Source organism: Hydrogenophaga sp., assembly GCF_051860785.1.
GTDB lineage: Bacteria > Pseudomonadota > Gammaproteobacteria > Burkholderiales > Burkholderiaceae_C > Hydrogenophaga.
Genome location: NZ_JBIMLB010000001.1, coordinates 293949 through 320603 on the forward strand (window position 1 = coordinate 293949; position 26655 = coordinate 320603).

The 26655-nt window shown below is 67.0% G+C and carries 25 protein-coding genes and 1 tRNA gene; 11 read left to right on the forward strand and 15 right to left on the reverse strand.

Annotated features, from left to right (window positions below; all coding sequences use genetic code 11):
• Window positions 1-103: 103 nt before the first annotated feature.
• Together ffh and ACTIF6_RS01380 are read left to right on the forward strand one after the other, a co-directional pair.
• A complete protein-coding gene (gene ffh / locus ACTIF6_RS01375; protein WP_439586206.1) occupies window positions 104-1474 on the forward strand; it encodes a signal recognition particle protein in 1371 nt (456 codons plus the stop codon).
• 13 nt (window positions 1475-1487) lie between these two features.
• Complete coding sequence (locus tag ACTIF6_RS01380) at window positions 1488-2108, forward strand: pyridoxamine 5'-phosphate oxidase family protein (RefSeq protein ID WP_439586207.1); 621 nt, start codon at window positions 1488-1490, stop codon at window positions 2106-2108.
• A gap of 6 nt (window positions 2109-2114) precedes the next feature.
• Here the strand turns inward: ACTIF6_RS01380 and ACTIF6_RS01385 are convergent, their stop codons facing one another.
• A complete protein-coding gene (locus tag ACTIF6_RS01385) occupies window positions 2115-2876 on the reverse strand; it encodes an IclR family transcriptional regulator (protein WP_439586208.1) in 762 nt (253 codons plus the stop codon).
• 97 nt (window positions 2877-2973) lie between these two features.
• Between ACTIF6_RS01385 and ACTIF6_RS01390 the strand changes: the two genes are divergently transcribed.
• Genes ACTIF6_RS01390 through ACTIF6_RS01410 form a run of 5 tightly spaced genes read left to right on the forward strand, consistent with a single transcriptional unit; the run spans window position 2974 to window position 7948 of the window.
• The gene (locus ACTIF6_RS01390) at window positions 2974-3783 is read left to right on the forward strand and encodes an SDR family oxidoreductase (protein WP_439586209.1); all 810 of its coding nucleotides are present in this window, start codon (window positions 2974-2976) and stop codon (window positions 3781-3783) included.
• Window positions 3780-5090: a flavin-containing monooxygenase gene (locus ACTIF6_RS01395; RefSeq protein ID WP_439586210.1), complete on the forward strand. Its 1311-nt coding sequence runs from the start codon at window positions 3780-3782 to the stop codon at window positions 5088-5090. The genes ACTIF6_RS01390 and ACTIF6_RS01395 overlap by 4 nt, the downstream gene beginning before the upstream one ends.
• A gap of 28 nt (window positions 5091-5118) precedes the next feature.
• Entirely contained in the window at window positions 5119-6045 is a 927-nt protein-coding gene (locus ACTIF6_RS01400; protein WP_439586211.1) for a bile acid:sodium symporter family protein, read from the forward strand.
• Complete coding sequence (locus tag ACTIF6_RS01405; RefSeq protein WP_439586212.1) at window positions 6042-7040, forward strand: SDR family oxidoreductase; 999 nt, start codon at window positions 6042-6044, stop codon at window positions 7038-7040. Before ACTIF6_RS01400 ends, ACTIF6_RS01405 begins: the two co-directional genes overlap by 4 nt.
• Window positions 7037-7948, forward strand: a complete 912-nt coding sequence (locus ACTIF6_RS01410; RefSeq protein WP_439586213.1) for an EamA family transporter — start codon at window positions 7037-7039, stop codon at window positions 7946-7948. The genes ACTIF6_RS01405 and ACTIF6_RS01410 overlap by 4 nt, the downstream gene beginning before the upstream one ends.
• 54 nt (window positions 7949-8002) lie before the next feature.
• Here the strand turns inward: ACTIF6_RS01410 and mdoH are convergent, their stop codons facing one another.
• The 12 genes from mdoH to ACTIF6_RS01470 form a co-directional block, all read right to left on the reverse strand.
• Window positions 8003-9982 (reverse strand): glucans biosynthesis glucosyltransferase MdoH, encoded by a 1980-nt coding sequence (mdoH, locus tag ACTIF6_RS01415; protein ID WP_439586214.1) that lies wholly within the window; start codon window positions 9980-9982, stop codon window positions 8003-8005.
• The gene (locus ACTIF6_RS01420; RefSeq protein WP_439586215.1) at window positions 9955-11526 is read right to left on the reverse strand and encodes a glucan biosynthesis protein G; all 1572 of its coding nucleotides are present in this window, start codon (window positions 11524-11526) and stop codon (window positions 9955-9957) included. Before ACTIF6_RS01420 ends, mdoH begins: the two co-directional genes overlap by 28 nt.
• 190 nt (window positions 11527-11716) lie before the next feature.
• Window positions 11717-13147 carry a sigma 54-interacting transcriptional regulator gene (locus ACTIF6_RS01425; RefSeq protein WP_439586216.1) on the reverse strand — a complete coding sequence of 477 codons (1431 nt, stop codon included), beginning with the start codon at window positions 13145-13147 and terminating at the stop codon, window positions 11717-11719.
• A 14-nt stretch (window positions 13148-13161) separates the two neighbouring features.
• Window positions 13162-13857 carry a hypothetical protein gene (locus ACTIF6_RS01430; RefSeq protein ID WP_439586217.1) on the reverse strand — a complete coding sequence of 232 codons (696 nt, stop codon included), beginning with the start codon at window positions 13855-13857 and terminating at the stop codon, window positions 13162-13164.
• Complete coding sequence (locus tag ACTIF6_RS01435) at window positions 13851-15254, reverse strand: sensor histidine kinase (protein WP_439586218.1); 1404 nt, start codon at window positions 15252-15254, stop codon at window positions 13851-13853. The genes ACTIF6_RS01430 and ACTIF6_RS01435 overlap by 7 nt, the downstream gene beginning before the upstream one ends.
• A gap of 5 nt (window positions 15255-15259) precedes the next feature.
• Window positions 15260-16603 (reverse strand): tRNA (N6-isopentenyl adenosine(37)-C2)-methylthiotransferase MiaB, encoded by a 1344-nt coding sequence (miaB, locus tag ACTIF6_RS01440; protein WP_439586219.1) that lies wholly within the window; start codon window positions 16601-16603, stop codon window positions 15260-15262.
• Window positions 16604-16671: 68 nt separating this feature from the next.
• Window positions 16672-17115 (reverse strand): hypothetical protein, encoded by a 444-nt coding sequence (locus ACTIF6_RS01445; RefSeq protein WP_439586220.1) that lies wholly within the window; start codon window positions 17113-17115, stop codon window positions 16672-16674.
• A gap of 104 nt (window positions 17116-17219) precedes the next feature.
• Window positions 17220-18542 (reverse strand): aspartate aminotransferase family protein, encoded by a 1323-nt coding sequence (locus ACTIF6_RS01450; RefSeq protein WP_439586221.1) that lies wholly within the window; start codon window positions 18540-18542, stop codon window positions 17220-17222.
• Window positions 18539-19192, reverse strand: a complete 654-nt coding sequence (locus ACTIF6_RS01455) for a class I SAM-dependent methyltransferase (RefSeq protein ID WP_439586222.1) — start codon at window positions 19190-19192, stop codon at window positions 18539-18541. The genes ACTIF6_RS01450 and ACTIF6_RS01455 overlap by 4 nt, the downstream gene beginning before the upstream one ends.
• A 16-nt stretch (window positions 19193-19208) precedes the next feature.
• The gene (locus ACTIF6_RS01460) at window positions 19209-19769 is read right to left on the reverse strand and encodes a YaeQ family protein (protein ID WP_439586223.1); all 561 of its coding nucleotides are present in this window, start codon (window positions 19767-19769) and stop codon (window positions 19209-19211) included.
• A 59-nt stretch (window positions 19770-19828) separates the two neighbouring features.
• A tRNA-Met gene (locus tag ACTIF6_RS01465) sits at window positions 19829-19905 on the reverse strand.
• 37 nt (window positions 19906-19942) lie between these two features.
• Window positions 19943-20728 carry an enoyl-CoA hydratase gene (locus ACTIF6_RS01470; RefSeq protein ID WP_439586224.1) on the reverse strand — a complete coding sequence of 262 codons (786 nt, stop codon included), beginning with the start codon at window positions 20726-20728 and terminating at the stop codon, window positions 19943-19945.
• A gap of 148 nt (window positions 20729-20876) precedes the next feature.
• On the opposite strand from ACTIF6_RS01470, the gene ACTIF6_RS01475 reads away from it, so the two are divergent.
• The 4 genes from ACTIF6_RS01475 to ACTIF6_RS01490 all read left to right on the forward strand — a co-directional run bounded on the left by ACTIF6_RS01475 (window position 20877) and on the right by ACTIF6_RS01490 (window position 24073).
• Window positions 20877-21683, forward strand: a complete 807-nt coding sequence (locus ACTIF6_RS01475) for an enoyl-CoA hydratase-related protein (RefSeq protein WP_439586225.1) — start codon at window positions 20877-20879, stop codon at window positions 21681-21683.
• A complete protein-coding gene (gene paaI, locus ACTIF6_RS01480) occupies window positions 21683-22117 on the forward strand; it encodes a hydroxyphenylacetyl-CoA thioesterase PaaI (protein WP_439586226.1) in 435 nt (144 codons plus the stop codon). The genes ACTIF6_RS01475 and paaI overlap by 1 nt, the downstream gene beginning before the upstream one ends.
• Window positions 22114-23409, forward strand: coding sequence for a phenylacetate--CoA ligase PaaK (gene paaK, locus ACTIF6_RS01485; RefSeq protein WP_439586227.1), 1296 nt, complete (start codon window positions 22114-22116; stop codon window positions 23407-23409). The genes paaI and paaK overlap by 4 nt, the downstream gene beginning before the upstream one ends.
• Window positions 23410-23557: 148 nt before the next feature.
• The gene (locus ACTIF6_RS01490) at window positions 23558-24073 is read left to right on the forward strand and encodes a hypothetical protein (protein WP_439586228.1); all 516 of its coding nucleotides are present in this window, start codon (window positions 23558-23560) and stop codon (window positions 24071-24073) included.
• Between the two features lie 6 nt (window positions 24074-24079).
• On the opposite strand, the gene ACTIF6_RS01495 is transcribed toward ACTIF6_RS01490, so the two are convergent.
• Entirely contained in the window at window positions 24080-25897 is a 1818-nt protein-coding gene (locus ACTIF6_RS01495; RefSeq protein WP_439586229.1) for a M61 family metallopeptidase, read from the reverse strand.
• On the reverse strand, window positions 25894-26604 hold the full coding sequence (locus tag ACTIF6_RS01500) for a DsbC family protein (RefSeq protein WP_439586230.1): 711 nt from the start codon (window positions 26602-26604) through the stop codon (window positions 25894-25896). The genes ACTIF6_RS01495 and ACTIF6_RS01500 overlap by 4 nt, the downstream gene beginning before the upstream one ends.
• Between the last annotated feature and the right edge of the window lie 51 nt (window positions 26605-26655).

Genomic DNA, 26655 nt, shown 5'->3' on the forward strand with positions numbered 1-26655 from the left:
CCTTGTGCGCCCTGGCCGCGCCGACCCGCCGGCCAATCCGGCCGCCGGCCGGCCCGCACCGAGCGGGCGCGGCGGCGACGTCTCTCCCCAACCCGAGCGCAGCATGGCATCAGCCCTATCAGACCGTCTATCACGCATCGTCAAGGAAATGCGCGGCCAGGCCCGCATCACCGAGGCCAATGTCACCGACATGCTGCGCGAGGTTCGCATGGCTTTGCTGGAGGCCGATGTGGCCCTGCCAGTGGTGCGCGACTTCATTGCCCGCGTGAAGGAGAAGGCGCTGGGCCAGGAGGTGGTGGGCTCGCTCACGCCTGGGCAGGCGCTGGTGGGCATCGTCAACCGCGAGCTCGCCGCCACCATGGGCGACGGCGTGGCCGACATCAACCTCGCGGCGCAACCGCCGGCGGTGATCCTCATGGCCGGTCTGCAGGGCGCGGGCAAGACCACCACCACGGCCAAGCTGGCCAAGCATCTGATCGAGAAGCGCAAGAAGAAGGTGCTCACCGTCTCGGGCGACGTCTACCGCCCCGCCGCCATCGAACAGCTCAAGACCGTGACGGCGCAGGCCGGCGCCGAGTGGTTCCCCAGCACGCCCGACCAGAAGCCGGTGGACATCGCGCGCGCGGCCATCGACTACGCGCGCAAGCACTATTTCGATGTGCTGCTGGTCGACACCGCCGGCCGGCTGGCGATCGACGAAGCCCTGATGCGAGAGATCCAGGAACTGCACGCGGTGCTCAAGCCGGTGGAGACGCTGTTCGTGGTGGACGCGATGCAGGGCCAGGATGCGATCAACACCGCCAAGGCTTTCAAGGACGCGCTGCCGCTGACCGGCATCGTCCTCACCAAGCTCGATGGCGACTCGCGCGGTGGTGCGGCGCTCTCGGTCCGGCAGATCACCGGCGCGCCGATCAAGTTTGCGGGTGTGTCCGAGAAGCTCGATGGCCTGGAGGTGTTCGATGCCGAGCGCCATGCGCAGCGCGTCCTGGGCATGGGCGACATCCTGGCGCTGGTGGAACAGGTCACAGCCGGTGTGGACGTTGCCGCCGCTCAGAAGCTGGCAGCCAAGGTGAAAAGCGGGGAGGGCTTCGACCTCAACGACTTCCTCGACCAGATCCGCCAGATGAAGCAGATGGGGGGCCTCTCCAGCTTCATGGACAAGCTGCCCAGCGCCATGGCGGCCAAGGCCAGCCAGGTCGACATGGGCCGCGCCGAGAAGGACATCAAGCGCAAGGAGGGCATCATCTGCAGCATGACGCTGAAGGAGCGCAAGAAGCCCGAGATCATCAAGGCCACGCGCAAGCGCCGCATTGCCGCCGGTGCGGGCGTGCAGGTGCAGGAAGTCAACCGCCTGCTCAAGGAGTTCGAGCAGATGCAGGACATGATGAAGAAGATGAAGGGTGGCGGCATGATGAAGATGATGAAACGCATGGGCGGCATGAAAGGCATGCCCAAGCTGCCCGGCATGGGCTGAAAGCCACACCACCATGGCGACCACGCCCGACCCCCACACCATCGACGACCTCGCTTCGCTTCTGGCGCTGTTCGGCCCCTTGAGCGAGGCCTCGTTGCGCAAGGAGGTGCCTTATCTGCACCCGGTCTACCAGCGTTGGATCGAGGCCTCGCCTTTCGCGGTGCTCGCCACCTCAGGCCCTGATGGGCTGGACGCCTCGCCACGCGGCGACCCGGCCGGGCTGGTGACGGTGCAGGACGAGCACACGCTGCTCCTGCCCGAACGCGCCGGCAACAACCGGGTGGACAGCCTGAAGAACATCCTGGCCGACCCGCGCGTGGCCTTGCTCTTTCTGGTGCCCGGCGTGGGCGAAACGCTGCGCGTGAACGGGCGCGCACGCATCTCGGTGGCGCCGGACCTGTTGCAACGCCTGGCGATGGAGGGCAAGCCGCCCCGGTGCGTGCTGGTGATCACGGTGGAGACGGTGTTCTTCCAGTGCGCGCGCGCCATGAAACGCGCGAAGCTGTGGGAAGCCGGCGAACCGGCCCGGGTGCCCACGGCGGGCGAGATTCTCACGGCTGTCACCAACGCGGGCATCGACGGTGCGGCCTACGACCGCGCGCTGCCCGCGCGCCAGCGCGACACGCTGTATTGAATCTGCTCAGCCGAGCGTGCGCGCCAGCGCCTGCGCGGCAGCCTGCAGGCGAGGCAGTTGCAAGCGCGCCTGTACCAGCGTCATGCGAGCGGCTGGCGCCTGCAAGGCCAGCGCACAGCGCACCGTGCGCTGGCCTGGTGCGAACACTGGCACGGCCACGCACACCAGTCCTTCCACGAATTCTTCCGCGTCGACCGCGTGGCCGTCGCGGCGAATCGTCTCGAGCTCGGCCTCCAGTGCCTTGCGCTCGGTCAGCGTGTGCGCGGTGTAACGGGTCAGTGCCAGTCCATCGAGCAGCGCGCGACGCTGGCGAGCGGCCATCCAGGCCAGGAAGAGTTTGCCGCTGGCCGAACAGTGCGCTGGCACGCGCGTGCCCGGGCGCAATTCCAGGCGCAGGGGAAACGCCGACTCCACGCGGTCCAGGTACACCACCTCGGCGCCCGACATCGCGGTGAGGTTGCAACTTTCACCGACCTCATTCACCAGTTGACGCAACACGGCGTGGCGCACACCCTGCTGCGTGCTGTTGCCCAATGCGCCTTCGGCCAGCCGCAGCAGGCGCGAAGCCATGGCGTAGCGGCGGCCATCGGGTTCGCGCACCAGCCAGCCGCCTTGCTCCAGTTGTGCCAGCATGCGGTGCACCGTGGGCTTTGGCCAGCCGGTCAAGGCAATCACTTCAGGCAGGGCCAGCGGTTGGGCGTGGCGCGTGAGAAGCTCCAGCAGTTCCATGAGCCGCAGGCCGGGGCTGAGATCGGGTTCGGTGCTCATATCTCGAAAAATGAGACGAATCAGTAAATTATTTCGAGACGAATTCTAGTCCCCACTACATTGCGGGCAGCAACTTGAGGAGGCAACGGGTTTGAGCGTGGCGAGTTTTCAGAACGCGGTGGTGACTGGCGCCTGTGGTGGCCTGGGCCAGGCGCTGGCGCGCGAGCTCATCGCCGGTGGCGCGCGCGTGGCGCTGGTGGGGTTGCAGAGGCCGGCGCTCGATGCGCTGGCCGCGCTGGCGCCCGACCGCTGTGCGATCTACCAGCCCGATGTGTCCGATGCCACCGCCATGCAGGCCGTGGCCACCGACTGGATCGGCCGCTTCGGCGCGCCCGACCTGGTGATTGCCAACGCGGGCGTGGCCGGTGGTTTCGACACTGCGCAGGCCAGCGACCTGGCGGTGATGCGCCGCATGCTGGAGATCAACCTGCTGGGCGCGGCCACCACCTTCCAGCCGTTCCTGGAGCCCATGCGCGCCAGCGGCCAGCGCGGCGCGCTCGTGGGCGTGGCCAGCGTGGCGGGCTGGCGCGGCATGCCGGGCAACGGCGCGTATTGCGCCAGCAAGGCCGGCCTCATCGCCTACCTGCAAAGCCTGCGCGCCGAGCTGCGGCCCACTGCGCTCTCGGTGCACACCATCAGCCCCGGCTACCTGCGCACCGCACTCACCGCCGGCAACCGCTTCGCCATGCCTGGCCTGCTCGAACCCGACGAAGCCGCGCGCCGTTTGCTGGCGGCTGTGGCGGCGGGCACCGAACACATCGTGCTGCCACGGCGCATTGGCTGGCTCTCGCGCCTGCTGGGGCTGTTGCCTGCACCACTGCACGACCGCATCCTGCTGGGCCAGCCGCGCAAGCCGCGCGTGGGCGAAGCGGGCGCTACCGAGATTCCCGGCATCAGGAAACCATGACGAACACCACCGAACAGATCGCGTTGATCGGCGCCGGCCCCTCTGGCCTGGCCGGCGCGCGCTGCCTGCAGAAGCACGGCATTCCCTTCCAGGGCTTCGAGGCCCACACCGACGTGGGTGGCCTGTGGAACATCCACAACCCGCGCTCCACGGTGTACCAGTCGGCGCACCTGATCTCCAGCAAGCGCATGACGGAGTTCAGCGAGTTCCCCATGGGCGAACACGTGGCCGACTACCCGAGCCACCGCGAACTGCTCGACTACTTCAAAGCCTTCGCCGATCACTTCAAGCTGCGCGAGCACTACCGCTTCGGTACGCGTGTGCTGAAGGTGGAGCCGGTGAGCGATGCGAGCGACACGCTGTGGCGCATCACGACCGAAGATGCCAATGGCGAGCACGCGGTGGCCGATTACAAGGGCGTGGTGATCGCCAACGGCACGTTGGCTGAGCCCAACATGCCGAGCTTCGAGGGCCGCTTCGCCGGCGAGTTGCTGCACACCTCGGCCTACAAGCACGCCGACCTGTTCCGCTTCAAGCGCGTGCTCATCGTCGGCGCGGGCAACTCGGGTTGCGACATCGCGGTGGACGCGGTGCACCAGGCGCGCAGCGTGGACATCTCGGTGCGCCGTGGCTACTACTTCGTGCCCAAGTACGTGTTCGGCAAACCGGCCGACTCGGTGGGCGGCAAGATCAGGCTGCCGCCCTGGCTCAAGCAGAAGATCGACAGCACGGTGCTCAAGTGGTTCACGGGCGATCCGGTGCGCTTCGGTTTTCCCAAGCCGGCCTACAAGATGTATGAGTCGCACCCGGTGGTGAACTCGCTCATCCTGTACCACATCGGCCATGGCGACGTGGGCGTGCGCGCCGACATCGCGCGGCTGGACGGCCACACCGTTCACTTCAAGGACGGCAGCCGGGGCGACTACGACCTCGTCCTCGCGGCCACCGGCTACAAGCTGCACTACCCCTTCCTTGATCACGCGCTACTCAACTGGAAAGGCATGGCGCCTGCTCTCTACCTCAACATCTTCGCGCCGCGCTTCGATCGCCTGGCCGTGCTCGGCATGGTCGAGGCCAGTGGCCTGGGATGGCAGGGCCGCTACGAACAGGCTGAACTGGTGGCGCGCTACTTCAAGGGGCTCGACAAGAAACAAACCAGTGCCGCCGCGCTCAAGGCTGCCAAGGCCGGTCCACCGCCGGATCTCTCCGGCGGCTACAAGTATTTGCAGCTCGAGCGCATGGCCTACTACGTGAACAAGGACGTCTACCGCGCCGCGGTGCGCAAGGCGTCCGAGGCGCTGGCCTGATCAGAACAACCACAACAGGAGACAAACGATGCTGCCCGTGGACGAAATTCGACTGAACTTCAACCCGGCCTCGCTGGCCGTGCTCAACGCGGTGCTGGCCTTCCTCATGTTCGGCATTGCGCTGGACACGCGCCTCGAAGATTTCCGCCGCGTCATGCGCATGCCGCTGGCGTTCACGGTGGGCATCGTCGCGCAGTTCATTGCGTTGCCCGCCATCACCTATGTGCTCACGCTGGTGTTGCAACCCGGCTCCAGCATTGCACTGGGCATGATCCTCGTGGCCTGCTGCCCGCCCGGCAATGTGAGCAACATCCTCACGCACCGCGCCAACGGCAACGTGGCGCTCAGCGTCTCGATGACGGCGGTGTCCAACGCGATCGCCATCGTCGCCATGCCGCTGAACTTCGCCTTCTGGGGCGGCATCCACCCCACCGCCGCGCCGCTGCTCAAGACCATCGCACTCGACCCGCTGGAGATGTTCGGCCACATCCTGTTGATCATCGGCATTCCCTTCGTGCTCGGTATCGCGTGTGCGCACCGCTTCCCGAACTGGACCGCGCGCTTCAAGAAGCCGGTGCGCATCATCAGCTTTCTCGCGCTCATTGCCTTCATCATTGGAGCGATCGCCGGCAACTGGCGCTACTTCCTCGATTACGTGGGCCTGGTGCTGCTGGCGGTGGTGATCCACGACACGCTGGCCTTCGGCACCGGCTATGCCATTGCGCGTGCCGCCGGCCTGCCGGACTACGACCGCCGTGCGTTGTCGATCGAGGTCGGCATCCGCAACGCGGGGCTGGGCCTGGTCATCATCTTCAGCTTCTTCGGAGGGCTGGGCGGCATGGCCGTGGTGGCCGGCGTGTGGGGCTTCTGGGACATCATCGCCGGCCTGGTTCTGGCGGATTGGTGGGCGAAGCGGCCGCTGAAGGGTGGTGTACCAACCGCTTCGCGGCCATGACCAAGGTACCTGCCGCCCGGCGCGTGCTGGTCACAGGCGCCGACGGCTTTCTTGGGCGCGGTCTGGTCGCCACGCTCGCGCAGCGCTCGGGCGTTGAACAGGTGGTGGCGGTGGATGTGCGCGAAGTGCCTGCCGAGCGCCGCTTGCCCGGCGTGCTGTACGTGGCGCAGGACGTGCGCGACGCAGCCCTGGCCGATACGGTGGCACGCCAGGCCATCGACACCGTGGTGCACCTGGCTTCCATCGTCACCCCGGGCAAGGATTCGAACAGAGCATTCGAACACTCGGTGGACGTGGGTGGCACGCGCAACGTGATCGCTGCTTGCCTGGGGCATAGCGTGGCGCACCTCGTGGTCTCCAGCAGCGGTGCCGCCTACGGCTACCACGCCGACAACCCGGCCTGGCTGATCGAAGATCACCCCTTGCGCGGCAACGAGGTGTTTGCCTACGCGCACCACAAGCGGCTCGTGGAAGAGATGCTGGCCGAGACGCGCGCGGCGCATCCCGGCCTGCGCCAGACCGTGCTGCGCATCGGCACCATCCTGGGCGAGCGCGTCGACAACCAGATCACCGCGCTGTTCGAGAAGCCGCGCATCCTCGCCATTGCCGGCAGCGACAGCCCCTTCGTGTTCATCTGGGACGAAGACGTGACCGGCGCCATCGTGCACGCCTTGAGCGGCGAGGGTGTGCCCGGCTGCTACAACCTCGCGGGCGATGGCGCGCTCACTCTGTTCGAGATCGCGCACCGGCTGAACAAGCGGCCGCGCGTGCTGCCTGCCGGCCTGCTGCGCACCGCGCTGCGGGTGGGTTCCGCGCTGGGCTTCACGCGCTACGGCCCGGAACAGCTCGATTTCCTGCGCTACCGCCCGGTGTTGCTCAACACGGCGCTGAAAGAGCGCTTCGGCTACGTGCCGCGCAAGACCAGCACGGAGGCTTTCGAGGCTTTCGTGGCCGCGCGCGAGGCGCAAGGCCGCCCGGTGAGAGCACACGCGTGACGGTGTTGCCGCTGTCCCGGGGTGATCTGCTCTGCGCGCTCGGCGTGGTGGTGATCTGGGGCTTGAACTTCGTGGTGATGAAAGTGGGCCTGCAGGATGTCGGCCCGATGCTGCTGGGCGCACTGCGCTTTGCGCTGGCGGCCTTGCCTTTTCTGCTGTTCGTGAAGTTTCCGAACCTGCCGTGGCGCTACATGGTGGCCTATGGCCTGGCGCAGGGGCTGGGGCAGTTCGGTTTCCTGTTCCTGGGCCTGAAGCTGGGCATGACCGCCGGCATGGCCTCGGTGGTGATGCAGACGCAGGCGTTCTTCACGCTGCTGCTGGCGGTGCCGGTGCTGGGCGAGCGGGCACGGGGGGCGCAGTGGCTGGGGCTCGGTGTGGCGCTCGCGGGCTTGTTGCTGATCGCCACGGCGCACGGCGACGGGCCGGGGCAGATGACGCTGGCGGGCTTCGTGCTTACGTTGTCGGCGGCCTTCATGTGGGCGGTGTCCAACCTGGTGGCGCGCCTGGCCAACCGCGTGGCCGACTACGACCCATTGCCTTTCATCGTCTGGAGCAGCGTGTTCCCCATCGTGCCGTTTCTGCTGCTGGCTTTCTGGATGGATGGACCGCAGCTCGTGTGGCAACAGGTGGTGGGCCTGAGCCTGCGTTCGTTGCTGGTCGTGCTGTTCCTCGCCTGGTTCGCCACGCTGCTGGCCTACAGCCTTTGGACTCGCCTGCTCAAGCGCCACCCGGCCGGGCGGGTCACGCCGTTCTCGCTGCTGGTGCCGGTGGTGGGGCTGTGGGCGGCCTGGGTGTTCTTCGGTGAGTTGCCTTTGCTGCAGCAGTGGTTGGGCACGGGGTTGGTGCTCATGGGGCTGGTGGTCAACCAGCTGGGCGGGATGTGGTGGAACCGGCATCGCGCCAGGTAACGCCGACCCAGAAACACGAAGGGCCGGCTTTGCCGGCCCTTCGTGTCACGGGGGTCAAGTCATCGCCAAGCGGCTGGCATGGCGCCAGGCGCGACGCAAGACCGCAGGCGACCACGACTCCTCAGGAATCAGCAGCACACCCCGCGAGCGCATCCATGCACCCAGGTCCACATGGCTGGTGGCCACGGTCAGTGGCACGGCCAGCAGCAGCGGCAGCGCGACCGGGGCGAGCCAGATCAGGGCCATCGGGTTGATGGCCGCCACGCCCAGGCCCATCAGGCCGATCACCAGCGTCATCGGTGCCAGGCTGGTCAGCGCGTCGCGCCAGCTCACGCCATTGGCTTCCCGCGGAGGCGACTTCCAGTCCAGCTTGATGCCGGTGATGGCGATCAGCACGAACAGCGAGTGCGCCAGCATGCGGATGGGGGCCTGCAGCAGCGCCAGAACGGTTTCCACCACCGAGCTGCCCAGCAGCGCTGCCGTGCCACCGAAGGACTTCTGCTCGCGGCGGAGGAACACGGCCACCAGACCCAGCACGCGCGGCAGGAACAGCATCGACAGCGTCCAGGCCCACAGGGCGCGCAGCTCGTCCGGCAGTGCCTGCCAGAAGGTGGCCATGCCCGCGTCTGACACCCACAGCGCGGTGCCGAAGCTCAGGAAGGCCAGCCACAGCGGTGCCGACAGGTAGGACATGGCGCCGATGGCGAACATCGTGCGGTGCACGCGGTGGATGCCGGGTTCGGCCATCAGGCGCGAGTTCTGCAGGTTGCCCTGGCACCAGCGGCGGTCGCGCTGCAGTTCGCTCAGCAGATCCGGCGGTTGCTGCTCGTAGCTGCCGGTCAGGTCCGAGACCAGCCACACGTGGTAGCCGGCGCGGCGCATCAGCGCGGCCTCGACGAAGTCGTGCGACATGATGCCGCCCGACATGCCGCCCGTGCCCTTGATGGGCGCCAGCGCGCAGTGCTTCATGAAGGGCTCGACGCGGATGATGGCGTTGTGGCCCCAGTAGTGCGACTCGCCGAGCTGCCAGAACTGCATGCCCAGCGTGAACAGGCGACCCGTGACGCGCGAGCCGAACTGCTGTGCGCGTGCGTGCAGCGTGGCGTGGCCAATCGCCTGCGTGGCGGTCTGCACGATGCCCGCTTGCGGGTTGGCTTCCATCAGCTTGACCATGGAGACGATGCAGCTGCCGCTCATGACGCTGTCGGCATCGAGCACCACCATGTAGCGGTAGTCCTTGCCCCAGCGACGGCAGAAGTCGGCCACGTTGCCGGCCTTGCGGTGCGTGCGGCGCGTGCGCAGGCGGTAGTACACCTCGATCGGGGGCAGGTCGGGCTGCGCGGCGAGTGCGGCGCGCAGGTCTTCCCAGGCCGACTTCTCGGCCGCGGCGATGGCCGGGTCGTAGCTGTCGGAAAGCACGAACACGTCGAACTGGCGGGCGTGGCCGGTGGCGGCGAGCGATTCGCAGGTGGCGCGCAGGCCGGCGAACACGGTCGGCACGTCCTCGTTGCAGATCGGCATGATGATCGCCGTGCGCGCGTCCGGGTTCATGGCATGGTCGCGCACCGCGGCGGCCGAGAGCGTGTGGGCATCGCCACGCAGCGAGACCCAGAAGCCCATGAGCGCGGTGACAAAACCGGTGACCACCCAGGCCGAGAGCAGGGCGAACAGCGCGAGCTGGCCGTACTGCAGCCAGGGGTTGGGGTGCACGGGCTGGGCATCGGCAAACAGGCTGGTGGCGAACGCGGTGCTCAGCACCGTGAGCAGCGCAAACACGGCGCGGCGGCGGTTGGCCGCGCGCTGCCAGGCCATGGGCGGCTCGGCCACTTCACCGCTTGCCTCGCCCTGTTGGTACGGGGGCAATGCCCGGTTGGCGGCGCTTACCACTGCCGTGCCGAGGCTGTTCCAGAAACCACGCCAGGGGCGAGGCGGCATCGAGCCGCGGTTGATCGGCGGCGCGGTCACCGAATTCGGATGGCGCTCTTCGCGCAGGTGAGGGTTAACGCTCACTCGGGTAGCAGCAGATGTGTCCATGTTTCGCTCACGGTGTCGTTGATGTGTTGGAGGTAGGCGCGCAGCTCGACCGGCTGCGTCGCATCGATGCGCTCGACGCGCAAGCTCACGCGCCAGGTGCGCGTGGCGGGATTGGGATAGGCGAGGGCTTCGATCACGCGCCCGTTGGCGTTGGCGGTGACCACGGCGCGCACCGGTGCACCGGCGGGCAGGGCTTCCAGCGCGGGGCCAGTGAAATCCAGCACGAACTGCGGTTGCTTGAGCTGCTCGGCAGGCGTGAGGCGCGTGAAGCCATAGCCGCGCCGCGTCTGCGTGACCCAGCTCGAGGGCGGGCGTTGCTGGTTGTCGCCCTGCCAGGCCATTTCATAGGCCACTTCGAGCGGCTGCCCGGGGGCAGGCAGGGCGCTGGGCACCCAGTAGGCCACGATGTTGTCGTGCGTCTCGTCGGGCGTGGGCAACTGCACCAGTTCCACGCGGCCAGCACCCCAGTCGCCCAGGGGCTTGATCCATGCGCTCGGCCGGCGCTCGTAACGGGCTTCCACGTCTTCGTAGCTGGCGAAGCTGCGGTCGCGCTGCATCAGCCCGAAGCCGCGCGGGTTCTGCATGGCAAACGAGCTGACGGCGATGGCGTTCGGGCGCTGCAGCGGGCGCCACATCCACTCGCCTTCGCCGCTGACCATCATCAGGCCGTCGGAATCGTGCACCTCGGGGCGGAAGTCGCCCACCGGGGGCTGGTTCTCGCCCGAAAGAAACATGCTGGTGAGCGGTGCAATGCCGAGCGTGTTCACCGGCCCGGCGCCCGCGCGCAGGTAGATGCGGGCATGCACGGTGGTGGTGGTCTGCTGACCCGGGCGCACCACGAATCGGTACGCGCCGGTGGCGCGCGGCGATTCCAGCAGCGCCAGCACCGTCACTTCAGTGGCACCAGCAGCAGGCCGCTGGATCCAGAACTCGGAGAAGCGGGGAAATTCCTCGCCGCTGCCGCCCACGGTGTCGATGGCCAGGCCGCGCGCAGACAGACCGTACTGCTGGCCCGCGCCGAGCGCGCGGAAGTAGCTCGCGCCCTGGAAGACGATCAGCTCGTCCTTGTACGCGGTGCCGTTGAGCGGGTAGTGCAGGCGAAAACCCGCATGGCCGAGATCGCCCCAGGGTGCGGGATCGAAGGTGTTCTTCCCGTAGTCGAAGTCAGCACCCCGGTAGGGCAGGTGGCGCACCGTGCCCTGCGGCGTGATTTCGTGGATGCGCACCGGCTCGGTCTGGTACAGGCCGAGGTGGAAGAACTGGGCTTCGAAAGGCAACTGCTCGGCGCGCCAGACGGACTGGGCCGGCTTGAACCGGATGTCGCGCAACTGGTCGTAGGTGATGTTGGCGAGCTCGGGGGGCAACTTGTCGCTGTTTGCGCGGTAGGGTTCGGCGGCGCGGGTTTGCGCCAGCCGGCTCACGCTGTCGAAGTCAAAGGTCTGCGCCTGTGCCGACGCCCCGAGAAGCAAGGCTTGCAGGGCAGCCAGCACGGTCCAGCGGTGGAACCGCCGGCGCGTGATGGAAGGGGAAAAAGACAGGGTCATGCCCTGTATAGGGCAAAGGCTGTGCCAGCGCGGAAAAGTGCTTTTGAATCAAGCACTTGCAGAGAGCGGCCCGATTTCTTCAAGGATCAGGGTATTCCCGGGGGCTGAAAGTACGCGTTTTTGTCGCCGTTCAGCGACAGCAACCCCCGGTACTCAGAAAAATTCTTTCAAGAACAACGACTTGTGCTTGTCACTCATCGGCGACAGGGTCATTGCCCAGGCCTGGAGGAACCCCGGAACCATCGCTTTTGAACAGGCCGGGCGTGAGGGCGTGCTTCTGCAGCAAACGGTAGAACTCCGTGCGGTTGCGTTGCGCCAGCCGCGCCGCGTCGGCCACGTTGCCGTCGGTCATCTTCAGCAGGTCGACCAGGTACTCGCGTTCGAAGCGCTGCTTGGCATCGGCAAAGCTGAGCACCTCCACCGACGGCGTGCGCAGCGCGCGCTGCACCAGCGCCAGCGAGACCAGCGGCGTGGTGGACAGCGCGCACACCTGCTCCACCACGTTGTAGAGCTGGCGCACATTGCCCGGCCAGGCGGCCATGGTCAGGGCCTTGAGCGCCTCGGGCGCAAAACCGGAGCTGCGCTTGCCGTACTTGGCGGCAAGTTTTGCCAGGAAGTGGTTGGCCAGCAGGGCAATGTCTTCGCGCCGCTCGGCCAGCGTCGGCAGCGTCAGCGTCACCACGTTGAGCCGGTAGTACAGGTCCTCACGGAACTGCGCCGTGGCCATCGCATCTTCCAGGTCGCGATGGGTGGCCGAGATGATGCGCACGTCCACCGGCAACGACTGGCTCGAACCCAGGGGGCGCACGGCGCGTTCCTGCAGCACGCGCAACAGCTTGACCTGCAGCGCGGGTGGCATGTCACCGATCTCGTCGAGCAGCAGGGTGCCGCCATCTGCCGTCTGGAACAGGCCCTTGTGGTTGGCCACCGCGTCGGTGAAGGCGCCCTTCATGTGGCCGAAGAGTTCGGATTCGAGCAGCGCCTCGGGGATGGCGCCGCAGTTCACCGCCACGAAAGGCTTGTTCGCCCGCGCGCTGGCCTTGTGGATGGCGCGCGCCAGCATTTCCTTGCCCGTGCCGGAGTCGCCGCGCAGCAGCACGCTGGCGTCGCTCTGCGCCACCAGTCGCGCTTCGGCCAGCACATCGGCCATGCGGTTGGAGCGGCTCACGATCTCGCTGCGCCAGGCTTCGTCGATGTGGGTGTTCTGGTGGGCTGGCGCGCCCAGAGCCAGCGCCTGGGCGATCTTCTCCAGCAGTTCCTTGGCGTCGTACGGCTTGGTGAGGTAGGTGAAAACGCCGCGCGCCGTGGCCTCCACCGCATCGGGAATGGTGCCGTGCGCGGTGAGCAGGATCACCGGCAGCGAAGGGTGGCGCGAGCGGATGTCGTCGAAGAGCGCCAGTCCATCGCGTCCTGGCAGGCGCACATCGGAGAGCACGAGCTGGGGGCGTTCAATGTCGAGCTGTGCCAGCGCGGCCTCTGCCGAGCCCACCGAGGTGACGTGGTACCCGGCCGAGCCCAGGCGCATCGCCAGCAGGCGCAGCATGTCGGCGTCGTCGTCCACCACCAGCAGACGCGCGCGGGGCGTGCCCGGTGGGTTGGCGGTGGCGACGGCGGCGTTCATCGGGCTGTATCCGCTCAGGGCGTGGCAGGCCGGGCCGGGGCTGGCGCAGATGCCGGTGGCACCGGGGCGGCGCTCGGGCGCGAGTTCAGGCTGCGCTCGATCGCACGCATGGCTTCAAGGCGTTCGTTGAGCTGTTCGATGCGACGCTGGCTCTCACGCAGTTGCTGTGTCTGGCGTTCCGTGGTTTCCTCCAGCCGGCGCATTTCCGACAGGCGTTCGGCCATCAGGCGGGCCAGGGGCTTGAGCTGAAGACTCTCCGGCCCTGGGTGGCCCACCACGCGCTGCACGAGGCCGAGCGCGCGCGCGGTGTCAACGGGTTGGTGCGTGTGCATGAGGGCCAGGGCCAGTTGCATCTGGCGCAGCGGCACATTGCCCGGATCGCCCAGCACCACGATCTCGGCGGCCAGGTCGGTGGGATTGAGCACACGCAGGCGTTCAGCGTAGGTGAGCAGCGCGGTGATGACGTCGGGGACCGGTCGTGTTTCCGAGTCGAGCGCCACCGGCGGCTGCACCGGTGGGGGTTGCACCGGCGTCACGGTCAGTGGCGGCGGTGGCGTTGGAGAAGGCGCCGAGATCGATGGGGCCACTGGATTGGTTTCCACGGGTGGCGCAGCGGGTGCGGTACCACAGGCGGCCAGCGTGCAGGCCAGCACAGTGAACAGACCGATGCGCGAAGCGCGAGGTGGATTCAAATGGAAAACGCTCAGCATGGGAGTTCAATTCGGAAGTGGGCGCCCTGGCGCCGGGGCAGCAGTTCGATGCGACCCCCGTGGGCCACAATGTACTCGTGCACGATGGACAGGCCGATGCCCGTGCCGCGCGCAGCGCCCTGGGGTTGACGTTCGCCGCGGTAGAACGGCTCGAAAATGCGGTCGCGATCCGGCTCGGCCACGCCGGGGCCCTGGTCGAGGATGTCCAGGCAGGCGCGGCCAGGCAGCTCCACCAGCGTGAGCCGGATCTCGCCGCCCTGGGGTGAAAAGCGGATCGCGTTGGAGAGCAGGTTGCCCACGGCCGAGGCGATCTTCTCGCGGTCGATCGGCAGCACGACCGGCGTTCCCTCGGCGTGCACGCGCAGGCCCTGGGCCTGCCATTGCAGGCGCTGGGTGTCGATCTGGTCCTCGACCAGCGCCAGCAGGTCGGTGCGTTCGCGCTTGAGCTGGCGCGCTTCGAAGGCGGCGGCATTGAAGCGCAGCAGCGCTTCGATCTGGTGCTGCAGCAACTGCGTGTTGTGCCGCAGGATGGTCACCACCTCGGCCTGGTTGGGGTTGAGCGCGCCGGCCACGCCATCGCCCAGCACGGCAACGCCCTCGTGCATCGAAGCCAGCGGCGTCTTGAGTTCGTGGGACACATGGCGCAGGAACCGCGCCTTGTCGGCGTCGAGCTCGGTCAGGCGAAGGCGCAGCCAGTCCAGCTGCTGGCTGACGCGGCGCACGTCGGACGGGCCGGGAATGTCGATCGGCACGTCCAGCCGGTTCTCGCCCAGGCCCTGGATGGCCTTCTCCAGCCGCTGGAACGGCCGCGCCAGCCAGATGCCGAAGGCCAGTGCCATCACCGCCGCCACACCGATCGAGCCCACCACCTGTTGCGTGAGTTCCTGGCGGCTGGTTTCGAAGCGGGCCTGCAGCGCGTCGTTGCGCATGCCGATGATGGACTGCACCTTCTGTGCGATCGACGCGCTGTGGCCGTCGATCTCACGGAACACGCGCGCCACCTCGCGCTCGCGGTCCAGCGCCGTCTCCGCAGGGCCATCGAGCAGCCCGACGATCACGTCCAGCCGCTCGCGCCAGTTGTAGGCATATTCCGGTGGCAGTTCGTTGTCTTCCAGCCGGCGCAGGATGTCGCGCGCGTTGCCCGCCGCTTCCTCGAATCGCTGGCGCAACTGGTTGTCGCGCAGCACCAGCGACTGGCGCGCCGCGCGCTCCATGGTCAGGCTGCGCTCGGAGAGCGACTGCGCTGCGGTGGACAGCGCGATGGCCTGTGCCGCGCTCTCACGGCTCTGCGCCATGAGCGTCTCCAGCGAGAACAGCGCACGCAACGCCGCCGCGCCCAGCAGCACACCGATGAGCAGAAAAGCCACCAGCAGCAACTGCTGGAAGGAAAAGCGCATCGGCTTCACGTGGTTTCGCGCACGAGGACTTCACCTCGAAGAGAGTGGGGTCGCGTTTCGGTGATGCGCACGTCGATCATCTGGCCGATCAGGCGCGCGGCCTGTGCGCCGCCGTCGAAGTTGACGATGCGGTTGCACTCGGTGCGGCCCATGAGTTCGGCCTCGCTCTTGCGCGAACGCCCTTCCACCAGGATGCGCTGCACCGTGCCCTCGCGGCTGGCGCTGATGCGCTTCACGTTGTCCTCGATCACGGCCTGCAGGTGCTGCAGCCGGCGCAGCTTCACCTGGTGCGGCGTGTCGTCGGGCAGGTTGGCCGCCGGGGTGCCGGGGCGCGGGCTGAAGATGAAGCTGAAGCTGGCGTCGAAGCCGACGTCTAGGATGAGCTTCATCATCCTGTCGAAGTCCTCGTCGGTCTCACCGGGAAAACCGACGATGAAGTCGCTGCTCATGGACAGCTCGGGCCGGATCGCGCGCAGCTTGCGCACGGTGCTCTTGAACTCCATGGCGGTGTAGCCGCGCTTCATGGCCATGAGGATGCGGTCGCTGCCGTGCTGCACCGGCAGGTGCAGGTGGTTCACGAGCTTCGGGATCCTGGCGTAGGCGTCGATCAGGCGCGGTGTGAACTCGTTGGGGTGGCTGGTGGTGTAGCGGATGCGCTCGATGCCGGGGATCTCGGCCACGTATTCGAGCAGCAGCGCAAAGTCGGCGATGTCGCTGGTGTCGCCCATGGCACCGCGGTAGGCGTTCACGTTCTGGCCCAGCAGCGTCACTTCCTTCACGCCCTGGTCGGCCAGGCCTGCCACTTCCACGAGCACATCGTCGAACGGGCGACTCACTTCCTCGCCGCGCGTGTAGGGCACCACGCAGTAGCTGCAGTACTTGGAGCAGCCTTCCATGATGGAAACGAAAGCCGAACCGCCTTCGACCTTGGCAGGCGGCAGGTGGTCGAACTTCTCGATCTCGGGAAAGCTGATGTCCACCTGCGGCAAGGCCTGGCGCGCGCGCTGGTTCAGCAACTCAGGCAGGCGGTGCAGCGTCTGCGGACCGAACACCACGTCCACGTAGGGCGCGCGCTTGATGATCTCGGCGCCTTCCTGGCTGGCCACGCAACCGCCCACGCCGATCAGAACGCCTTTCTCCTTCAGGTGCCTGACGCGGCCGAGATCGGAAAACACCTTCTCCTGGGCCTTCTCGCGCACCGAACAGGTGTTGAAGAGGATGAGGTCGGCTTCCTCCACGTCCTGCGTGGGCTCATAGCCCTGCGCCGCGCCCAGCACGTCGGCCATCTTGTCCGAGTCGTACTCGTTCATCTGGCAGCCGAAGGTTTTGATGAAGACTTTTTTGCTCATGGGAAATCCGTTCGGAAATGGCTGCGGCCTGCCGTGCGTGGCCGGCGACGAGGACCGCGTGGGGTCGCTCAGTTGGTCTTGACGGGTGCCGCCGTGCCGGCGGGGAGCGTCTGCTGCGACTCGAAGACGTAGTTGCGTTGTACGCCGCTGCCGGCGCGCTTGACCTTCGCCTCGGCCTCCGACAACAACCACACCTGGTGAACCTGGCCACGCAGGTCGACCGTGTAGTTCACCGTGAGTTCCTGGTTGACCAGCGAGGAAGGCTGCACCAGCCGGTTGCTGGTGTCCAGGATGCGCGCACCGGGCGCAAAGCGCGTGGGCTTGTCGTCCATGGCCACCAGGGGCGGCTGCACCACCACCATCGAGCCGCGCAAGGCCTTTGCAGGGAATTCGCGTTGCACGGCTTGCGCGTGTGCCGTGGCGGCGGTGAACAGGCCCAGGCAGAAGGCGGCCGCGAGGGCCGAGGCGCGCCTGCACTGTCGGGACGGGGTGGGGGTGTCGCAGCGGTTCATGGTATGTGTCCAGAGGCTGTGGGGAGGGGTGGCGATTGTCTCATGTGCCTGCAACGTCACGTGCACGCCGGGCGCCGGGCGGCGGCCCGGCGACGACCGGATGGTCAGGCCGGTGCGAGCAGGGTGCGATGGCGTTGCACGAAGGACTCGAAAGCGCTGACGTACTTGTCGACGTGCGAAGGGGTGATGGGCAGCGAGAGCACGGTAAAGCCACGCCGTGCCACGTAGAGGCCCGCCTCAAGCATGTGGAAGAAGAACAGGTCCTTGATGCGCGGATCGGTGTCCGTCGTGTCGCCGATGTGGTCGATCGGGCGGGCGGTCGCCTGCAGGTTCATCAGCGAGCCCAGGCCGGTGAACTGCAGCGCCACGCCTTGCTCGCGGCAGACCGCGTTCAGCCGCTCCCGCATGCCGTCGCCCAGCGCGTTGAGGGCCAGTGCGGCCTCGGCGGTGTAAAGCTGGCTCAGGCCCGCGATGCCGGCCGACATGGTGAGCACGTTGTTGTTGAAGGTGCCGGCGTGTGCGAGGGCGTCCGGGTGGCGCGGGTCGAACAGCGCCATCACGTCCGCACGGCCACCGAAAGCACCAAAGGACATGCCGCCGCCGATGTATTTGCCGAGCGTGGTCAGGTCGGGCGTGATGCCGAGCTGGCCCTGCCGGCCCTGCGGGCCGAGCCGCGAGGTCATGACCTCGTCGAAGATCAGCAGCGCGCCCGTGTCCTGCGTAGCTTCACGCAACGCCGCCAGGAATTCGGGTGTGGCAGGAATGCAGCCGCCCGCGCCCTGCATGGGCTCGACCAGGACCGCCGCGAGTTCACCCGCATTCGCCTGGATCAGCGCCTGAGCGTCTGCAATGTCGTTGTAGCGGCCGATCAGGAAGTCGTGCGGCACGTTGACCGGCGAATGGCCTTTGGCGAACGTGAGCACGCCGCCGTGGTACGCACCCTGGAACACCAGGACCTTGCCGCGCCGGGTGAAGGCCTTGGCCACCGCGATGGCCATCAGGTTGGCTTCGGTGCCGGAGTTGGTGAAGCGCAACCGCGCAATGGAGGGAAAGCGGTCGCAGACCAGGCGCGCGAGTTCGCTCTCCAGCAGGTTGTGGCCAGTGAGGTTGATGCCGTTTTCCAGCGCGGCCTGCACCGCGACACGGATCACCGGGTTCGAATGCCCGTAGAGGCCGGCGGTGAACTCGGCCAGGAAGTCGGTGTACTCGTGGCCGTCCGCATCCCACAGGCGGCAATCCTCGCCGCGGCGGATCGCCAGCGGAAACGGTTCGTAGAACAGCACGCTGCGCGTGTTGCCACCGGGCATGACCTGCAGGGCGCGTTCGTACTGGGCCTGGCTGGCGGGGTTGCGCCGCGCATAGTCGGCGGCGCTTTGCGCCACGGCGGCGGCAAGGGAGGTGTCGAGCGATGGGGCTTGCTGGGTCATGGGGTGTCTCCGGTCAAAGTCGGCTTGCGCATCAGGGCCACGTCGGCACAGGGTACTTCACAACGCCAGCCGTGGTGCTGCGCGAGCCATTGCAGCGTGCGTTCGCGGTAGAACACCACGTGGGTCGGGTCGCGCCGATAGTGCCACTGCGCGAAGCGCGCGTCGTCGGTCTGGAAGCGCGTCATCAGTGCCAGCCAGCCGCCAGGGTGCAGCATCGCATCCAGACGCCGGAACTCGGCCGCGGGATGGTGGAAGTGTTCGATCACCTCGGTGCAGGTGATGAAGTCGTAGCGGTCATTCAACACCGCCGGGTCCGCGTGGAAGAACGGGTCGTACAGGCTCACGCTGTGTCCGGCCTCACGCAGCATTTTGGCCAGCACCGGCCCGGGGCCACAGCCGAAATCCAGGCCCCTGCTGCCGGGCGCAACCTGCTGCAAAAGCGGTACGGCCAGTCGCGAGAGAAAGGCCCGGTAGCCCGTGTCGTCATCGGTGTTGCGGTGCAGTTCGTATTCGGCCCGCTCGGCTTCGGGCGTCGGCCAGTGCTGCGGCAGCAGGAAGGTGGCTTCGCATCGCCCGCAGCGGGCGTAGGTGCGCCCATCGATGGTCTGGAAGTGCTGGCCGTGCGGGCCTTCGCAGACAGGGCAGCGCACGGCCGGGCGAGAAGGCTTATTTCCAGCGAACCGGCTCGATGTGCACACTGCCGCGCTCGCTCGAGAGCGTGAGCGCGCCTTCCTGCACCGTGGCCTGCAACTGCATGCTGCGTTCGGCGAGTTGCGCCAGGGCGGGCGCCACCTCGGTGGGCAGGCGCCAGGCCTGCAGGCGGTCCAGGCGCGAGAGCTTGCTCTCGATGCCGCGCCACCACACATCGGCGGCGCTGCCGAAAGCGTAGACCACCACCGCATCGGCCTTGCTGCATGCCTTGGCCAGCGGCTTGTCTTCCGGCTGACCGACCTCGATCCACAGGCGCTTGCGGCCCGTGAAGTCGGTCAGGGAAACGTCGGGGTCGTCCGGGTCGGACAGACCGGCACCAAAGGCCAGCGTGCCGTCGCCCCGGCAGGTGTCCTGCAGCTCGTGCGCGTGGATCGCGAGTGCCACCAGGCGGACCATCATGCGTTCATCGGTTTCGCTGGGGTGGCGGGCTAGGGTGAGCGCGTGGTCGGCGTAGTAGCCGTGGTCGATGTCGGCGATCTGCAGGCTCGCTTTGAAAATGGTCGATTTCAAGGCCATGCTGCATGCCCCAAATGAAAGAAGCGGGTCCGTTGCCGGAACCCGCTTCTGGTGTGTGCTGGTGGCGATAGGTGGACTTGAACCACCGACATCAGCATTATGAATGCTGCGCTCTAACCAACTGAGCTATATCGCCAGCGAAGCGCGCATTATAGCCAGCTTTTCCGGGCCTCTCAGCGGTGCTGGAAGGTCGCGGGGCGCTTGTTCACAAAGGCGTCCATGCCTTCTTTCTGGTCCTCGGTGGCGAACATCGCGTGGAACAGTCGGCGCTCGAACATCACGCCGTCGGACAGGCTGCTTTCGAATGCGCGGTTGACCGATTCCTTGGCCGCCATCACGCTGGGCAGCGAGAAGCCGCAGATGATCAGGGCGGCGCCCAGAGCCTCGTCCATCAGCTTGTCGAGCGGCACCACGCGGCTCACCAGTCCGGCGCGCTCGGCTTCGTTGGCGTCCATCATGCGGCTGGTGAGCACCATGTCCATGGCCTTGGACTTGCCCACCGCGCGCGGCAGGCGCTGCGTGCCGCCCGCGCCGGGGATGATGCCCAGCTTGATCTCGGGCTGGCCGAACTTCGCGTTGTCGGCGGCGATGATGAAGTCGCACATCATGGCCAGTTCGCAACCGCCGCCCAGGGCAAAGCCGCTGACGGCAGCGATCACCGGCTTGCGGATCGAGCGGATGGTTTCCCAGTTGCGGGTGATGTAGTCGCCGTTGTAGACGTCGGCAAAGGTGTAGCTGGCCATGGCGCCGATGTCCGCGCCCGCCGCAAAGGCCTTTTCGCTGCCGGTGATGATCATGCAGCCGATGTCCTCGTCGGCGTCGAAGGCCTTGAGCGCGGCGCCCAGTTCGTCCATCAACTGGTTGTTGAGTGCGTTGAGCTGCTTGGGCCGGTTCAACGTGACGATGCCCACACGCCCTTCGGTGCGCACGGTGATGAGTTCGGGTGAGGTGGTGGTCATGGTGTCTCCTGGGGCAACGGCGTCGGGTTGAAAGCCCGTGACTATATAGATAGAGACGCGCCCGGCCCCCGGGAAAACATTAGCCGACCGAGTGGTTGGTTAATGGTAAATTGCGGCCAGACCCCCCATTCGAGGAGACGACAAGACCATGACCGCCACCACCGCCACCACCACCGTGGTGTATGAAGAGCGCGGGGCCGTTGCCCTGCTCACGCTCAACCGACCCGAGGCACTCAACAGCTTCACCCGCCAGATGCACCGCGACCTCTGGGCCGCGCTGGACCGCGCCGAGGCCAACCCGGCGGTGCGTGCGCTGGTCGTCACCGGCGCCGGGCGCGGCTTCTGCGCCGGCGCCGACCTGGCCGAATTCGACTTCGAGCCCGGGCCGGATCTGGTGAAGCGAGCCGACCCCGGGCCGGTGATCGACCAGGCGTTCAACCCCACGGCGCGACGGCTGCAAGCGCTGCGCATGCCCACCATCGCGGCCGTCAATGGTGTGGCGGCGGGCGCGGGTGCCTCGCTGGCCATGACCTGCGACATCGCCATCGCCGCCACCGGCGCGAGCTTCATCCAGGCGTTCAGCAAGATCGGCCTGATTCCCGACGCGGGCGGCAGCTGGTTCCTGGTCGAGCGCCTGGGCCTGGCGCGCGCCATGGCGCTGGCCATGACGGGCGACAAGCTGCCGGCCGCCCAGGCGAAGGAGTGGGGCCTGGTGTGGGACGTGTCGGACGACTGCGTGGGTGCTGCGATGGCGCTGGCCGAGCGGCTCGCGGTCATGCCCACCAAGGCGCTGGTGGCCACGCGCGCCTTGCTTCGGGATGCCGGCACCCGCACGCTGAACCAGCAACTGGACGCGGAACGCGACATGCAATCGGCGCTGGGCCGCACGCACGATTACATCGAGGGCGTGATGGCCTTTCGTGAAAAGCGGCCGGCGAAGTTCAAGGGGGAATGATGAGTCCCCAAGACAAAGCCAGGAGGGTGGGCGAGACGATGTTCGCGGTCGACACCGCGAGCAAGGACACCATGGGCATGGAACTGCTGGCCTGCGAGCCGGGCCGGGCCGTGTTGCGCATGGCGGTGAAACCGCTGCACCTCAATGGCCACCAGATCTGCCACGGAGGCTTCATCTTCACGCTGGCGGACTCCACCTTCGCCTTTGCCTGCAACAGCCACAACAAGAACGCTGTGGCAGCCGGTTGCAGCATCGAATTCCTGCGGCCCACGCACGCCGGTGATGTGCTGACCTGCGAAGGCGTCGAGCAGACGCTGAGCGGGCGCCATGGCATCTACGACATGAAGGTCACCAACCAGCGCGGCGAGGTGGTGGCGATGTTCCGCGGCAAGAGCGCGGTCATCCAGGGCACCGTCTTTCCGGAGGAAGCATGAACACATTTCCCCTCGAACCGATCGAGAAAGCCAGCTTGGACGAGCTGCGCGCGCTGCAGCTCAAGCGCCTGCAGGGCACGCTGCGCCATGCATACCAGAACTCGCCCGTGTACCGAGCCAAGTTCGACGAGGCCGGCGTGCACCCCGATGACTGCCGCAGCCTGGCCGACCTGGCGAAGTTTCCGTTCACCACCAAGAAGGACCTGCGCGACAGCTACCCCTTCGGCATGTTTGCGGTGCCGCGCGAACGCTGCGCGCGCATCCACGCCAGCAGCGGCACCACCGGCAAACCCACCGTGGTGGGCTACACGCTGAAAGACATCGACACCTGGGCCGGCGTGATGGCGCGCAGCATCCGCGCCAGCGGCGCCCGTCCGGGCGACCTGGTGCACGTGAGCTATGGCTATGGCCTGTTCACGGGTGGACTGGGCGCGCACTACGGCGCCGAGAAGCTCGGCCTCACGGTGGTGCCCTTCGGCGGCGGTCAGACCGAACGCCAGGTGCAGCTGATCCAGGATTTCCGGCCCGACATCATCATGGTCACGCCCAGCTACATGCTGGCCATTGCCGACGAATTCGAGCGCATCGGCATGGACCCGCGTGAGAGCAGCCTGCGTCTGGGCATCTTCGGTGCCGAGCCGTGGACCAACGACATGCGCATGGCGATCGAAGCGCGCATGGGCATTGACGCGGTGGACATCTACGGCTTGTCCGAAGTGATGGGTCCCGGCGTGGCCAACGAGTGCGTGGAGACCAAGGACGGTCCCACCATCTGGGAGGACCACTTCTACCCCGAGATCATCCACCCCGAGACCGGCGAGCCGGTGCCCGATGGCGAGATGGGCGAACTGGTGTTCACCAGCCTGACCAAGGAAGCGCTGCCCATCATCCGCTACCGCACCCGCGACCTCACACGTCTGCTGCCAGGTACCGCGCGCACCATGCGTCGCATGGAGAAGATCACCGGCCGCAGTGACGACATGATGATCGTGCGCGGTGTCAACGTGTTCCCCACGCAGATCGAGGAACTCATCCTCAAGCGGTCCGAGCTCAGTGCGCATTACCAGTGCGTGCTCACGCGCGAGGGTCCCATGGACAACCTGACCGTGGTGGTGGAGACGCGCCCAGGGCTCGCGCCCGACAGCACCGAGGCACGTTCGGCGGCGCAACTGCTGCAGCACGAGATCAAGGTCTATGTGGGCAGCAGCGTGGCGATCGAGCTCAAGGCCGAAGGGGGCGTGGAACGCAGCCAGGGCAAGGCCAAAAGGGTTGTGGATCTGCGACAACGCTAGGCGCCACGCACCTTGCGCGAGGTTGTGCGAAAAGTCCCCTGTTCCTCGGCTTGATCGCCACAGGAGACGCAGAAACCGACCGTTGAGGGCCAACCCGCTTGGCACGTCCCCCGGCTGCGCTTACATTTCCGCAAAGTTTGGGATGCGCATGGACAAAAACACACTGTTCGTCAAGACCGACCAGGGCCGTGAAGCCCTGACCAGTCGACCGCCCAGCCTGGGACCCCGGCTGCGCTCGCTGCTCATCATGGTGGATGGCAAGCGGCCTGTGGTCGAACTGGACAAGCTCTCGGGTGGTGAAGGCAGCGCTGCGCCCTTGCTGGAGCAACTGCTGGCCGCCGGATGGGTGGAATCGGTCCAGTCCGCGGTGATCGCCGCCGAACCTGCTGTGGCGGCCATGGCGCCCGTTCAGGCGCCTGAGGCCGAACCCAGCGCGCTGCCGCCGCTGCCCTTCAGCGAAGCACGCCGAATGATGGTCCGCTTCATCAACGACCAACTGGGCCCCATGGGAGAACCCCTGGCGATGCGCGTCGAATCCTGCAAGACGCCGGTTGATCTGTTGACCGTGTTGCCGCGCATCCGCGACGGTCTGTCCAATCTCAAGGGCGCTGCGACGCTGCAGCGGTTCGATCAGGAACTGGTCGCAAGACTTCCCCGTTACTGATCCGCTTCATTCCTGAAGCCAGAGCGCCAGGCGTACCGCATCGCCCACCGCCAGGCGCACCGTCTGTGATTCCGTGGGCCAATGCAGCGTGCAACGCAACAGGCGCCGGTCCCGCGAGACAAGGGCCGTGAGACTGGGTTGCAAACCCCGCAGCTCGGCCACTTCGTCGAGCTTGTGGATGCGCCAGGCTTCGGCCGCGCCGCCGCGTCTGGGCGCGGGCAGCTCGATACCGAGCCATTCGTCACCCGGTGCCATGCCGGCTGCCTCGGCCGCCCCGCCTCGCAGCACGTTCTTGAGCAGCACACTGCCATTCACTTCGGCCACGCGCAGCCCCAGTTGCTGGGCCAGGGGCGCCTTCTCGTGCGTCACCTTGGCACCGGCCTCCTGCAGCAGCGAGGGCAAGGGCAGCTCGGCCGTGCTGTGCACCCAGGCGGCGATCTCGCCCTCGAAGCCGCGTTTTCCCAGGCGCTTGAGCGCGCGCAGCAGGTCGGCCTCGCGCATCGGTCCACCCTTGCAGCGTTGCCACAGTTCGCGCATCACGGCGTCGAGCGAGCTGTGGCCTTCGGCGCGCAAGGTCAGGTCCAGGCACAGGGCCACCAGCGCGCCCTTGGTGTAGTAGCTCACCGTGGCGTTGGGCGTGTTCTCGCCCACGCGGTAGTACTTCACCCAGGCGTCGAAGCTGGCCTGCGCCACGGTCTGCACCAGCCGGCCCGGCGTCTGGCGCACCTGGTTGAGCGTCTTGGCCACGAGCTGCAGGTAGCAGGCTTCGTCGATCAGGCCGGCGCGGCGCAGCATCAGGTCGTCGTAGTAGCTGGTGAAGCCTTCGAAGAACCAGAGCAGTTCGGTGTGGTTCTCGGCGTTGTAGTCGTAGCGCGCGAATTCGGCCGGGCGCAGGCGCTTGACATTCCAGGTGTGGAAGTACTCGTGGCTGATGAGACCCAACAGCGTGGTGTAGCCGTCGGTGGCCTTCAGCGGTGCAGGCTTCTCACCCGGTGCGCGCTGGCGCGGCAGGTCGCTGCGCTGGCAGATCAGGGCGGTGGAGTTGCGGTGCTCCAGGCCGCCGTAGCCGTCGCCGCTGGCGTACAGCATGAACACGTAGCGATCAAAGGGTGGTTTTTCGCCGCCTTGTCCATGCCAAAGGGCGATCTGCGCTTCGCACACGCGCCGCGTGTCTTCCAGCAGGCGCGCGCCGTCCATCCAGGCACCCGCGCCGCTGACCACGAAGCGGTGCTCCACGCCAGCGGCGGTGAACCGACCGCTCCAGAAGCGGCCCATCTCCACCGGGCAGTCGGCGAGCTCGTCGTAGTCCCGCGCGCGGTAGTGACCAAAACCGTCGGCGTCCACGCGGTGGGGCGACAGGCCAGTGGCGACCTGCCAGCCTTCGGTGGCCGGGCCGGGCTCGATCTCCAGCGCGTGCGGCTGGTCTTCCTGGCCCAGCACCTGCAGGCACAGGCTGGTGGCGTTGAAGAAGCCGCGTGTGGCGTCCAGGAAGGCGGTGCGCACCGAGGCGTCGAAGGCGTAGACCTCGTAGCGCAGTTCCAGGGGCTTGCCGGCTTCGCAGCGGACCTGCCAGCGGTGCTTGTCGAGCTGCTTCAGCTCCGCCGGCTGGCCATCCTGCCAGGCACCCAGGTTCTGCAGGTGTTGCGAGAACTCGCGCACCAGGTAGCTGCCTGGAATCCACACCGGCAGGCTCACGCGCTGGTTCTTCGCCGCGCTCTGCACGCGCAGCGTGATGGCGAAGAGGTGTGCGTGGGCGCTGAGGACGGAGACGGTGTAGCGCACGGCGGCGCGAGGGGACGGGGAGCGACCTCGCGATGTCGTCACTTGGCTTCCTTGAGCATGGCTTCGAGGCGATCGCTCGGGATGAAGCCGGGCACGCGCTTGTCGTTGGTGAAGAACAGGGTGGGCGTGCCGTTGATCCCGTGCTCGCTGGCGAGTTTGCTGTTGCGCTCGATCGCGGCGGTGTCGCAAGTGGCTGACTCGGGAGGCTGGTTGTTCAACATCCAGCCCAGGTACGTCTTCGCCCTGTCTTTCGCGCACCAGATGCGTTCGGTCTTGTCGACCGAGTCGTCACCCAGCACCGGGATCAGAAACACGTGGATGGTGAGGTCGTCCATCTTCGCGAGTTCGCGGTGCAGGCGCTTGCAGTAACTGCAGTTCGGGTCTTCGAACACCGCCAGCTGGCGCGTGCCCTTGCCCTTGACCAGCTTGAAAGAGTCCTTCAGCGGCAGGTCTTTGAAGGCGATGGCCGTGAGCTGCTCGATGCGCGCCTCGGTGAGGTTGACGCGCTTTCGCGTGTCGATGAGTGCACCCTGGAAGATGTAGTTGCCGTTGTCGTCGGAATAGATCAGGCGGTTGCCGGCCAGGCGCACCTCCCAGACGCCGGGAAACGGGGTCTTGGTGACTTCCTGGATGGCGGGCAGGTTGGGTACGCGTTCGGGAAGGTTCTTGCGAATCGCTGCCTCCTGCGCCAGGGCGCCCAGGGACAGGGCGGCGAGCGCTGCGATCAAAAGGTGTTTGAGGAGTTTCATCGAGGGGCCGTGTGGGCTTGGTCGGGGAGAGTGTGAAAAGCAGCGCAGGCG

Coding starts and splice junctions, on each gene's coding strand:
- ffh (WP_439586206.1), top strand. CDS start 104: ATGGCATCAGCCCTATCAGACCGTCTATCACGCATCGTCAAGGAAATG.
- ACTIF6_RS01380 (WP_439586207.1), top strand. CDS start 1,488: ATGGCGACCACGCCCGACCCCCACACCATCGACGACCTCGCTTCGCTT.
- ACTIF6_RS01385 (WP_439586208.1), bottom strand. CDS start 2,876: ATGAGCACCGAACCCGATCTCAGCCCCGGCCTGCGGCTCATGGAACTG.
- ACTIF6_RS01395 (WP_439586210.1), top strand. CDS start 3,780: ATGACGAACACCACCGAACAGATCGCGTTGATCGGCGCCGGCCCCTCT.
- ACTIF6_RS01400 (WP_439586211.1), top strand. CDS start 5,119: ATGCTGCCCGTGGACGAAATTCGACTGAACTTCAACCCGGCCTCGCTG.
- ACTIF6_RS01405 (WP_439586212.1), top strand. CDS start 6,042: ATGACCAAGGTACCTGCCGCCCGGCGCGTGCTGGTCACAGGCGCCGAC.
- mdoH (WP_439586214.1), bottom strand. CDS start 9,982: ATGGACACATCTGCTGCTACCCGAGTGAGCGTTAACCCTCACCTGCGC.
- ACTIF6_RS01420 (WP_439586215.1), bottom strand. CDS start 11,526: ATGACCCTGTCTTTTTCCCCTTCCATCACGCGCCGGCGGTTCCACCGC.
- ACTIF6_RS01425 (WP_439586216.1), bottom strand. CDS start 13,147: ATGAACGCCGCCGTCGCCACCGCCAACCCACCGGGCACGCCCCGCGCG.
- ACTIF6_RS01430 (WP_439586217.1), bottom strand. CDS start 13,857: ATGCTGAGCGTTTTCCATTTGAATCCACCTCGCGCTTCGCGCATCGGT.
- ACTIF6_RS01435 (WP_439586218.1), bottom strand. CDS start 15,254: ATGCGCTTTTCCTTCCAGCAGTTGCTGCTGGTGGCTTTTCTGCTCATC.
- miaB (WP_439586219.1), bottom strand. CDS start 16,603: ATGAGCAAAAAAGTCTTCATCAAAACCTTCGGCTGCCAGATGAACGAG.
- ACTIF6_RS01445 (WP_439586220.1), bottom strand. CDS start 17,115: ATGAACCGCTGCGACACCCCCACCCCGTCCCGACAGTGCAGGCGCGCC.
- ACTIF6_RS01450 (WP_439586221.1), bottom strand. CDS start 18,542: ATGACCCAGCAAGCCCCATCGCTCGACACCTCCCTTGCCGCCGCCGTG.
- ACTIF6_RS01460 (WP_439586223.1), bottom strand. CDS start 19,769: ATGGCCTTGAAATCGACCATTTTCAAAGCGAGCCTGCAGATCGCCGAC.
- ACTIF6_RS01470 (WP_439586224.1), bottom strand. CDS start 20,728: ATGACCACCACCTCACCCGAACTCATCACCGTGCGCACCGAAGGGCGT.
- ACTIF6_RS01475 (WP_439586225.1), top strand. CDS start 20,877: ATGACCGCCACCACCGCCACCACCACCGTGGTGTATGAAGAGCGCGGG.
- paaI (WP_439586226.1), top strand. CDS start 21,683: ATGAGTCCCCAAGACAAAGCCAGGAGGGTGGGCGAGACGATGTTCGCG.
- paaK (WP_439586227.1), top strand. CDS start 22,114: ATGAACACATTTCCCCTCGAACCGATCGAGAAAGCCAGCTTGGACGAG.
- ACTIF6_RS01490 (WP_439586228.1), top strand. CDS start 23,558: ATGGACAAAAACACACTGTTCGTCAAGACCGACCAGGGCCGTGAAGCC.
- ACTIF6_RS01500 (WP_439586230.1), bottom strand. CDS start 26,604: ATGAAACTCCTCAAACACCTTTTGATCGCAGCGCTCGCCGCCCTGTCC.